General features: G+C 64.7%; 10 protein-coding genes. 8 read left to right on the top strand and 2 right to left on the bottom strand.

The window, feature by feature from the left end:
- The first annotated feature begins 1 nt into the window (after window position 1).
- From VSR68_RS36370 to VSR68_RS36360, 3 genes are read left to right on the top strand one after another with little or no spacing between them, the layout of a single operon-like run.
- On the top strand, window positions 2-811 hold the full coding sequence (locus VSR68_RS36370) for an outer membrane lipoprotein-sorting protein (RefSeq protein WP_342944362.1): 810 nt from the start codon (window positions 2-4) through the stop codon (window positions 809-811).
- 26 nt (window positions 812-837) lie between these two features.
- Entirely contained in the window at window positions 838-1,659 is an 822-nt protein-coding gene (locus VSR68_RS36365; RefSeq protein WP_342944361.1) for a hypothetical protein, read from the top strand.
- Between the two features lie 2 nt (window positions 1,660-1,661).
- Window positions 1,662-3,350, top strand: coding sequence for a c-type cytochrome (locus VSR68_RS36360; RefSeq protein ID WP_428983666.1), 1,689 nt, complete (start codon window positions 1,662-1,664; stop codon window positions 3,348-3,350).
- Window positions 3,351-3,386: 36 nt separating this feature from the next.
- On the opposite strand, the gene VSR68_RS36355 is transcribed toward VSR68_RS36360, so the two are convergent.
- Window positions 3,387-4,028: a lytic transglycosylase domain-containing protein gene (locus VSR68_RS36355; protein WP_342944360.1), complete on the bottom strand. Its 642-nt coding sequence runs from the start codon at window positions 4,026-4,028 to the stop codon at window positions 3,387-3,389.
- A gap of 555 nt (window positions 4,029-4,583) precedes the next feature.
- On the opposite strand from VSR68_RS36355, the gene VSR68_RS36350 reads away from it, so the two are divergent.
- On the top strand, window positions 4,584-5,375 hold the full coding sequence (locus tag VSR68_RS36350; protein WP_342944359.1) for a response regulator transcription factor: 792 nt from the start codon (window positions 4,584-4,586) through the stop codon (window positions 5,373-5,375).
- 144 nt (window positions 5,376-5,519) lie between these two features.
- On the opposite strand, the gene VSR68_RS36345 is transcribed toward VSR68_RS36350, so the two are convergent.
- Window positions 5,520-6,671 carry an ATP-binding protein gene (locus tag VSR68_RS36345; protein ID WP_342944358.1) on the bottom strand — a complete coding sequence of 384 codons (1,152 nt, stop codon included), beginning with the start codon at window positions 6,669-6,671 and terminating at the stop codon, window positions 5,520-5,522.
- Between the two features lie 618 nt (window positions 6,672-7,289).
- On the opposite strand from VSR68_RS36345, the gene VSR68_RS36340 reads away from it, so the two are divergent.
- The 4 genes from VSR68_RS36340 (at window position 7,290) to VSR68_RS36325 (ending at window position 10,544) form a co-directional block, all read left to right on the top strand.
- Complete coding sequence (locus VSR68_RS36340; RefSeq protein WP_428983668.1) at window positions 7,290-7,952, top strand: SCO family protein; 663 nt, start codon at window positions 7,290-7,292, stop codon at window positions 7,950-7,952.
- 22 nt (window positions 7,953-7,974) lie between these two features.
- The gene (locus VSR68_RS36335) at window positions 7,975-8,667 is read left to right on the top strand and encodes a response regulator transcription factor (protein WP_342944357.1); all 693 of its coding nucleotides are present in this window, start codon (window positions 7,975-7,977) and stop codon (window positions 8,665-8,667) included.
- A 134-nt stretch (window positions 8,668-8,801) separates the two neighbouring features.
- Window positions 8,802-9,296, top strand: a complete 495-nt coding sequence (gene gspG, locus VSR68_RS36330) for a type II secretion system major pseudopilin GspG (protein WP_342944356.1) — start codon at window positions 8,802-8,804, stop codon at window positions 9,294-9,296.
- 45 nt (window positions 9,297-9,341) lie between these two features.
- Window positions 9,342-10,544, top strand: coding sequence for a type II secretion system F family protein (locus VSR68_RS36325; RefSeq protein WP_342944355.1), 1,203 nt, complete (start codon window positions 9,342-9,344; stop codon window positions 10,542-10,544).
- Window positions 10,545-10,549 lie beyond the last annotated feature (5 nt).

Below are 10,549 nucleotides of genomic sequence, written 5' to 3'. Positions count from 1 at the left end.
CATGACTCGGGGCATTCTGATGGCGGTTTGCACGACGGGCGCGATAGCGGCGAGCGCGATCTCGCACGTTGCGCTGGCGGCGGGTGGCGGCGGCATGAGCGCGGCGCAGGTCGTCGAGCGCAACGTGGCCGCGCGCGGCGGATTGCAGGCGTGGCGCGCGGTCAGCACAATGACGATGAGCGGACAGATCGACGTCGGCGGCAAGAAGCCCGTCAAGCTGCCGTTCGTCATGACGATGAAGCGGCCTCACAAGAGCCGCTTCGAGCTGAACTTCGACAACCAGATCGCGTTCCAGGTCTACGACGGGATGCAGGGCTGGAAGGTGCGGCCGTTCCTCGGCCGCAATGTCGCCGAGCCGTATTCGGCGGCTGAAGCGAAATCGGCGGCGGAGACGGCGGACCTCGACGGCCCGTTGATCGACTATGCAGCGAAGGGCAGCCAGGTCGCGTTGCAGGGCATGGAAACGGTCGAAGGGCACCGTGCATACAAGCTTCTGCTGACGACGAAGGATCATGCGCAACGGCACGTGTGGATCGACGCGTCGAGCTATCTCGAACTGAAGATCGATGGCGATCCGCGCAAGCTCGACGGCCGGATGCATGCCGTTGCCGTCTACTACCGCGACTACCGTCGCGATAACGGACTGATGGTGCCGCATCTGCTGGAGACGCAGGTGACGGGCGTGAAGCAGAAGCATCAGATGACGATCGAGCGTGTCACCGTGAACCAGCCCGCCGACGATGCGCTCTTCGCGAAGCCGCAGTTGCCCGCGCAACCGCAGTCCGCGCCTGCGAAGGTCGCGGGCAGATGATGTCGCGCGTTCGAGGGGGCACGATCATGAAACGCTTCACGCCATGGCTGCTGGCGGGCTGTGTGTCCGCGCTCGCATGGGCGCAGATGCCCGCCGCCGAACTGCCGCTCACGGTCGACGAGATCATCGCTAAGAACGCGGCCGCGCGCGGCGGCGACGAAGCCTGGCGCAAGGTCCGCACGATGATCTGGATGGGACATGTCGAAAGCGCCAATGCGCCGAATCCGAACGCGCCGTTCATGCTGGCGCTGCGGCGGCCGAACAGCACGCGCTTCGAGATCACGGCGATGAGCCAGCGGATCGTGCGCATATTCGACGGCAAGGAAGGCTGGAAGATACGGCCGTCGTCGGGCGGCGCGCCGGACGTGCAGCCTTATACGCCAGCGGAGATCCGCTACGCGCGCGACGAACAGGTGATCGACGGGCCGTTGCTCGATCACACGGCGAAGGGCATTGCGGTGGCGCTCGACGGCATGGATGCCGTCGAAGGGAAGAACGCTTATCGGCTTGCCGTGACCTTGCCTTCGGGCGCGCATCGGCATGTGTGGGTCGATGCCGCATCGTTTCTCGACATCAAATACGATCGCGAAGCACCGGGCCTGTCGCGCACGCCCGTCACGATCGAAGTGACGTATCGCGACTATCGCGTAGTGGACGGCTTGCAGGTGCCGTTCGTGATCGAAAGCGGCGTGACGGGCGCGGCGAAAAAAGACAGGCTCGTGCTAGAGCGGATCTCGGTGAATCCGCCGCTCGAAGACGCGATGTTCATCAAGCCCGCGTTGCCGGGGCGGCGCGCATCGGTGGCCGTGGGCGTGAGCGGCATGCCGGCGCTGCGTCCCGTGCCTTAGCCATGGCGAGCGGTCTCTTCGCGAGGGCGGATGCGTTGCCGCTGCGCGCGCTGCGCCTGTTGCGCCTGCTGCATTTACTGCTATCGATCGCGCTCGCCGCCGGCCTGCTGATGTGCGCGCATCACGCTCGAAGCGCGCCGCCCGTCGACGTCGGCGAGGCGATCTTTCGTGACGGCATCGCCGGCGATGGCCAACCCGTCGAGGCGACGCATCAGGGGCAAGTCGCGATGCGGGGCGCGACGGCGGCGTGCGTGAACTGCCATCGGCGCAGCGGGCTCGGCTCGAAGGAAGGCAACACGACGATCCCGCCGATCGCCGCGCAGTATCTGTTTCATCCGCCTGCGCAGAGCCCGGACGAACTGACGATACCGTTCATCGACGGCATGCGCACCAGCCGCGAGCCCTATACGGAAGCGACGCTCGCGCGCGCGATCCGCGAGGGCATCGATTCCGAAGGCAAGCCGCTCGGTTATCTGATGCCGCAATTCGCGCTCAATGACGCGGACATGCATGCGCTGATCGATTACCTGAAGACGCTCGACAGACGCAGAGCGCCCGGTGTGACGGACACCGTGCTGCACTTCGCGACGATCGTCACGCCCGACGCCGATCCTGTGAAGCGTCGCGGAATGCTCGATGTCCTCGAACACTATTTCGCCGACAAGAACGCGGCGCCGCTGGGCGCGACACCTGCGTTGCGTTCGTCGCGCAAGATGATGTTCATGGTCAACCGACGCTGGGAACTGCACGTGTGGGAACTGCATGGCGCGCCGGACACATGGCAGGCGCAGTTGCGCGAGCATCTCGCGCGGCAGCCGGTGTTCGCCGTGCTGTCGGGCCTGGGCGGCAGGAACTGGGCGCCCGTTCACGACTTCTGCGAGCGGGAACAGGTGCCGTGTCTGTTTCCGAATGTCGAAGTGCCCGTCGAAAGCGAGCACGATTTCTACTCGATGTATTTCTCGCGCGGCGTGCTGCTCGAAGCGGAACTGATCGCGAAGGGGATGCGCGAGCCGACGGGCTCCGCATCCGGGCGTCCCGTCAAGACAGTGCTCCAGATCTATCGGGCGGGCGACAGCGGCGAGGCGGCGGCCCAGGCGCTCGCGGCGGATCTCAGGAAGCAGGGCGTGGCCGTCGAGAATCGCGCGCTATCTGCCAACGCGCGCGTCACGACGGCGCTGCACGGCGCGGCGCATGCGGACGCGCTCGTGCTATGGCTCAGGCCACCCGACATCGCCGCGCTCGGCGATGCGCCGCCCGCTTCGACGGCCGTGTATCTGTCCGGCCTGATGGGCGGTCTGGACCGCGCGCCGTTGCCTTCGCGCTGGCGAGACAGCGTGCGTGTCGCGTATCCCGTCGATCTGCCGCAAGGCCGGCGTGTGCGTGTCGACTATGCATTCGGCTGGTTCGCGATACGGCACATTCCCGTCGTCGATGAACGCGTGCAGGCGGACACCTATCTCGCGTGCGGGCTGCTCGCGGAAACGTTGAGCCATATGGTCGATGCGTTCGTGCGGGACTATCTCGTCGAGCGCATCGACGACATGCTGGAGCATCGCATTCTCACCGGCTACTATCCGCGCCTGACGCTCGCACCTGGCCAGCGCTTCGCGTCGAAGGGCGGCTATATCGTGCGCTTTGCGCAAGCCGGCCCGCTGCGTGTCGTCGCGGATAGCGACTGGATCGTGCCATAGCTGTGTCGCGTTGCATGCCGCCGTTGCGGTTTGCGATCAACTGCTGGCGGGCAGCATCCGCCGGTATTTTTCGAGCACGCGCGGCACGTAGGCGCGCGTTTCGGGAATCAACGGAATCCGATAACCGGCGCGTATCACCGCGTTTTCTCCGGCGTTGTACGCGGCGAGCGCCAGCTCCATGTCGTCCTTGAACAGATCGAGCAGGAAGCGCAGATAGCGTGCGCCCGCGAGCACGTTGTCGCGCGGGTTGAACATGTCGCCATCGGAGAAGCGGCGCGCGGTATCGGGCATCAGCTGCATGAGGCCCAACGCACCTTTATCGGAAACGGCGCGCGGGTTGTAGCGCGATTCCACGTCGATCACCGCGCGCAACAGTTCGGGCTGCACGTGAAAGGTCTCGCTGGCCTCGGCGATCACCATTTCGAACTGTGCATTGTCGACGCGAGCGGATGGCGTATTGCCCCGCTCTTTCGCACGGCTCGCGGATGCAGGCGCGGCGACGATCAGCGACATGCCTGCCTTGCCGGGCGTATCCGTCAGCACGACGGCCCCGGTTTTGTCGACCTTGCCGAAGATGTCGGCATTCGCATGCTGCGCGAGCGCGAAGAACACAACCGCGAGTACGACGGATGGCGCGGACGCCGGATGAGCTGGTCGTGTCGCTGCATGCCCGCGCATGATCGTTCTCCGCTGGTGCTCTGATTGTGTTGTGCGGTCCAGCGGGCAGCAATGGGGCGAGTCCCCCGTTTTCGGGCGCGCAAGCGGAGGGCTTTCACCCACTGTACAGAAACGTTACAGGTGGGCCAGGTTTGACGGAACGCGTGCTTTGGCTGCGTATCGGCGGGTGGATGCAAGCATGGAAAGCAAATCAGGCGGCTCGAACCGGCGTGGGTGGAATCTGCCAGGCGACCCGCGCTTTGGCGTCGGTTCTCTCTTTTCGTCGCTTATTACGGAGCGGTGAATTCGACAGGAACGAATCAGAAATGAAACGTTTTCGGGCGCAATTTTTACCGGAACTTGACGTTTCTTAAACAGGCTGACACCCGGACTGGCCGCGCGAAGTTGGCAAGAAGCTTGCTGTTTCTTGGCCAAACGCGGGCCAGGACTGAGCTTGGGCACGCGTTGTCAGGTAAGCGAAATATATGCGTAATGCTAAAGAAAGTAACAATAGAAAGAAGAAGAATTTTGTGCTCGCTGCTCAAGCCCGCACACTTCGGAAACGAGGAGCCGAACGTGAATATCAAACATCGGGTGATCATTGCAGAGGATCACGACCTGCTGCGTAATGGACTGCGTTCGATGCTATCGGCGCAGGGCGAATACGAAGTGATCGGCGAAGCGCGCGACGGGAAGGAAGCGTGTCAGCTCGCCATGACGCTTGCGCCCGACCTGATCCTGATGGATCTGTCGATGCGCGGCATGAACGGCATCGACGCGACGGCGGCCATCAAACGGCGCTCGCCGCTCGTGCGCATCATCGCGTTGACGGTGCATCAGAGCGAAGAGTACGTGCGCGAAGCGTTGCGCGCGGGTGTCGACGGATACGTGCTGAAGGACGTGTCTTTCGATGAATTGCTCTTCGCGATGCGTACCGTGATGCACGGCAAGAAGCATTTGAGCGCCGACGTCTATGGCTTCATGGTCGACTCGTTCGTGACGGGGCGCGAGATCGCGTCGCCGAAGAAAGCGTGGGACCTGTTGACGGCGCGCGAGCGCAGCGTGTTGAAGCTGATTGCGGAAGGGCGGACCAACAGGCAGGTGGGCCAGTATCTGAATCTGAGTCCGAAGACGATCGAGAAGTACCGCGCGAGCGTGATGCACAAACTCGCTATCGAGAACGTCACGGAACTGGTGCTCGCGGCGATCAGCATGGGACTGCTGACGTCGCTCGCCTCGAAATGCGCGGAGCCGGAAACGGAAGACAAGTTGTATCGCCTGCCCGTTGCCGGCGCGCAAGCCGACGACGAAACGGGCGATGCGCAAAACGGCGCGATGCCGCGCCTGAGCGGCACGGCGGCGGGCTAGTGCTGTCCGCTTGCCGCACGTCGAGCAACGCTGCGGGCAACGCTTGCAGAAGCAACTGAAGCAGAAGCAACTGAAGCAGAAGCAACTGAAGCAGAAGCAACTGAAGCAGAAGCAACTGAAGCAGAAGCAACTGAAAACGCAGCGCTAAACACGCCAGCGCGCGGACACTTCGGTGCCGCCGTCATCGCACGCGCTCATCGTGAATGCGCCGCCTTGCGCTTCCACGCGATGCTGCATGCCGATCAGGCCGAGCCCATTCGAACTGGCGTCGTCAGCGCGAAGCGGATGTGCGTCGTAGCCTGCGCCGTCGTCGCGTATCGACAGAAGCAGATGCGCGGCGTCGCGCTGCAATTCGATGCGGATCTCCGATGCGGCGGCATGCTTGACGATGTTGTTGAGCGCTTCCTGAACGATGCGGAAGATATCCGCCTTCAGATGCTCGGGGATTGCACTGTCCTCGACATTGCACGACAGCACGACGCGCAATGTCTCGACGCTTTGCTCGACGCGCCGGCAAAGCGTGCTCAGCGCAGCGGGCAGCCCCAGGCGCTCTAGTGCGAGCGGCCGCAGTTCGCCGCATATCTGCCGCATTTCGCCGATCGTGTCGCGTATCTGCAGCACTGCTGAATCGAGCAGATGCGCGGCATCGTCGGCCTGGCCGCGCCGCAGACGCATGCGCGCATCTTCGACCATCAGCTTGATCAGCGTCAGCGCCTGGCCCATGCCGTCGTGAAGCTCGGCGGCAAGGCGTTCGCGTTCGCGCTGCTGGCCGCGCGTGAGCCAGATCGACCGGCTGTATGCATCCTTCTGTGCCGCTTCATGCGGCGTCGTTTCGCCATATGCGGGCAGCGGCTCGACGAACAGCAGCAGACGCAGCGGCGCATCGGCATCGCCGGAGGCAAACGTCTGCTGATACACATGCAAGGGCATGCGATGGCCGGTTCGGCCTGCAAGCGTCACGTCGAACGAACGGAATGAGCGAGTTGAGCCGAGGCGCTCGTTTGCATCGACGGCGTATAGCTGCTCTTCGACGTCCGCGCGGTCCTCGTCGTGCGCGATGTCAGCGAGGCGCTTGCCGGCGAGTTCGGCGCCCGAGTAGCCGAGCAGCGCCGCCGCGCTGCGATTCATGCTGACGATCGCGCCGCCCGATGTCGTCACGGCGAGCGCCGCACCGCGCGCATCGCTGACGTGAGCCGCTTGCGGCTCCGTGTCGCGCATGGCCTTGCCCAGCTTGCGCATCGCGTCGATCAGATCGCGCAGCCTCACGGGCGGTTCAGGCGGCGTAATGGCATCCATGGGCGCTCCCGGCTCGTTGACCCGAAAAACTCTGAAGCCGCTCGGGGATTGTAGGCTGCGAGCCGCACGCGCCGCAACGGGTCAGGTGCTGCGATACGTACGGGGAATACCGTACCTCGCGCGGCGGGTCATCCCGCAGGTGGAAGTCCCCTACCGTGCTTTGGGTAGCTTCATCCAATGACGCTGCCGATCCGTTTGACGAGACTGAACGAGCAAGGGCGAATTGCGCGCCGGGCCCTGGTTCGCAGCCCGTTGCTTCGTGAAGAGGAGGTTGCGATGAACACCCACACGCTCGTAATCGGCGCGCTCGTCCTGACGGGCGCGGGACTGGCCGCGCAAGCCGCGGTGAGCGCCGACGCGCAACAGACACCCACGGCCGACGCGCAGATGGAGGCACAACATCACGACGCCTCGATGAACATGGACGAGGACAAGGCCGACGATGCCGTCGCAAATGCCGTCGCAAACAGACGCGAGAACACGGTGCAGGACAGCGCGTCGAAAAATGCCGCAATGGAAGGCATGACGGCAAAAGAGCGGGTGATGAAAGAGGCGGCGTCGGCAGGCATGAAAGCACAGGACACCGCGACGGAAGAAGCCGCGGCCCCCGCTCACGCGATGCCCGCCGACATGCCGATGGACGACATGCCGATGCCCGCCGCGCACGACGCAACGGCGCCCGCCGACGCGTTGCCCACTCACGACGACCAGTCGAAAGACAAGCTTCACTCGATGACGGGCGAACACGAGATGCACGCGCATCATCACGACATGGCGCCCGGCACGACGCGCACGACGGCCGACTACGCGCTGCCGCCCGTGACGCTCGTGCGCGACGACGGCAAGGCCGTGTCGCTCGTCGACGAACTGAACGACGGCCGCCCCGTCGTGCTGACTTTCATCTACACGTCATGCACGACGATCTGCCCGATGATCAGCCAGACCCTGGAGCAATTGCAGAGCGAACTGGGCAGCGAGCGCGACAAGGTCCACATCGTGTCGATCTCCATCGATCCCGAAGAGGACACGCCCGCACGGCTGAAGGCCTACGCGGAGCGCTTCGGCGCGGGTCCGCAATGGCAGTACTACACGGGCACGGTGGAAGCGAGCATCGCGGCACAGCGCGCGTTCAACGTCTATCGCGGCGACAAGATGAACCACACAGCCGTTGCATTTTTCCGCGCCGCGCCGGGCAAGCCATGGCTGCGGCTCGACGGCCTTGCGACACCCGATGAGCTGTTGAGCGCGTATCACGAGGTCGTCGGCAGCAACGGATCGTGAACCCGCCGTTCGGAGGTGCAACGTGGAGAAGATCCACCGTGTGCTGATTGCCGAAGACCAGCCGCTGCTGCGCGGCGGACTGTGCTCGATGGTCCGCGCGCTGCCGCAATACAGCGTCGCCGGCGAGGCGAGGGACGGCGTCGAGGCGTGCAGTCTCGCCATGTCGCTGCTCCCCGATCTGATCCTGATGGATCTGTCGATGCCCGGCAGGAGCGGCGTCGAAGCGATCTCGCAGATCAAGCGGCAGGCGCCGCAGATACGGATCATCGCGCTGACCATCCACGCGAGCGACATGCACATGCGCGAAGCGCTGGCGGCGGGCGTCGACGGCTATGTGCTCAAGGACACATCGTTCGACGAGCTCGTCGAAGCGATGCGCGTCGTCATGCTCGGCCTGCCCAACGCGACCCTCGACGAATACGGCGCGCGGCACGGCGAGCCGCGCGGCGTCGCGTCGAACGTGCAGCACGCGCAGACCTGGAGCGCGCTGACCTGCCGCGAGCGCACCGTGCTGCGCCTCGTCGCGGAAGGCTGCACCAATCGCGAAGTGGGCGAGCAGCTGCGCCTGAGCCCCAAGACCATCGAGAAACATCGCGCGAGCCTGATGCGCAAGCTCGGCGTATCGAATGCGACGGGACTCGTGCGCGTGGCGTTCGAACTCGGCGTGCTCGCGCTGCCCGAAGAAGCGGGCAATGGGTTGAACTACTTCATTTGAGCTGCGAAAAACTGGAGGGTCTTTACCCATCCGTTTGCACGAGTCTCCCTACTTAGCGCGCATGCGGACGTGAACAAGAATGCACTCAGGCGTCCTGGCCGCGCGAGCGCGGCAGTCATAGGGAGGACAACAACGTGAGCGACATCCGGTTCATGTCCCCATGCGGCAAACCCGGCGCTGCGCATGCACGAAACGCGACACGGGCCGCACAGGCCGCACGGGCCGCGCGCGAGGGCGGCTTCACGCTGCTCGAACTTCTCGTGGTCATGGTCATCATCGGTCTTCTGGCGGGCCTCGTCGCTCCGCGTTATTTCGAGCAGATCGGCAAGTCGAATACGAAAATCGCGCGCGCGCAGATCGAATCGCTCGGCAAGGCGCTCGATCAATACCGGCTCGATGTGGGCGCCTATCCGACCACGGAAGAAGGCTTGCAGGCGCTGATGGCGAAGCCGCAGGACGCGCCGCACTGGAGCGGCCCCTATCTGCAGAAGGCCGTGCCGCCCGACCCGTGGGACCGTCCCTACCAGTACCGCGCGCCCGGCGAGCACGGCGACTACGACCTGTATTCGTATGGCAAGGACGGCCAGCCGGGAGGCGCGGGTGAGAACTCGGACGTGATGTCCTGGTAATCCCGGTGAGGCGTACCTGAGCAGGGCGATGCGAGGAGAAGCGACGTGAAGTACGTGCTGCGAGTCTTCGATACGAGCGGGGCGGTGCAGACAGTGCGCGTCGAAAGCGATTCGACGGCGGCTGCGGCGGCGCTCGCGCGCGCACGAGGATTGAGAGTCGTGTCGGTGCGCGGCGAACGCAGCGGCGCGCCGTTGCGCATGCGCGCGCCGGCACTCGTGCGCGGCAAGTTCAACGTCGAACTGTTCGCGCGCGAGCTCGCGGCGCTGCTGTCGGCGGGCGTGGGTGTCGTCGATGCGTTGCGCACGCTCGCGAGCAACGAGCGGCGCGAAAGCTCGGCGGGCGTCTATCGCGGATTGCTGCGGCGTCTCGAAGAAGGACAGTCGTTGTCGGCGGCGCTCGAACAGGCGAGCGACGTGTTTCCCGTCGTGCTCGTCGCATGCGTGAAGGCGAGCGAGCAGACGGGCGGTCTCGCCGACAGTCTCACGCGCTATTCGCGCAACAGCGCGATGCTGCACGAGCTGCGCTCGCGCGTGGTGTCGGCGGCGATCTATCCGACGGTGCTGCTGGTGGTGGGCGCTATTGTCGTGCTCTTTCTGCTGGGCTTCGTCGTGCCGCGTTTCGCGACGCTGCTCGAACATAGCGGACGCGAGCTACCGCTTCTTTCGCAACTGCTGATCGCGTGGGGCAGCCTGGTTCACGCGCATGACAAGACGCTTGCGATCGCGCTTGCCGTATTGACGATCGCGGGCGCCATCGTCCTGCGCCGTCCGTCCACGCGAGACTGGATCGCCGATCGCATGCTCGCGTTGCCCGGCATCGGCCAGTACTTCCGCGTGTTTCGCCAGTCGCAGTTCTTTCGCACGACGGCGATGCTCGTCGACGGCGGCATTCCCGCCGTGCGTGCATTCGATCTCGCGAGAGGACTCGTCGGCCGTTCCGATCAGGCGGCGCTCGGCCGCGCGCTCGATCAGGTGCGCAACGGCGCGAAGATTTCCGACGCGTTCCAGCAGGCGTCGCTGGCCGACGCGATCACGTATCGGCTCCTGACCGTCGCGGAGAAGACGGGCGGCCTCGGCCCCGTGCTCGACCGGATCGCCGCGTTTCAGGAGGCGCAGGTTGCACGCGCAATCGATCTGATCTCGCGGTTGATCGAGCCCGCGATGATGATCTTCATCGGCGTCGTGATCGGCGGCATCGTCGTGCTGATGTACATGCCGATCTTCGAAATCGCGTCGAGCGTTCAATAGCAGGC

Origin of the sequence: Paraburkholderia phymatum (assembly GCF_038900715.1) — a bacterium.
In the GTDB taxonomy this organism is placed as follows: Bacteria; Pseudomonadota; Gammaproteobacteria; order Burkholderiales; family Burkholderiaceae; genus Paraburkholderia; species Paraburkholderia phymatum_A.
This window is presented reverse-complemented; position numbering and strand designations above follow the sequence as displayed.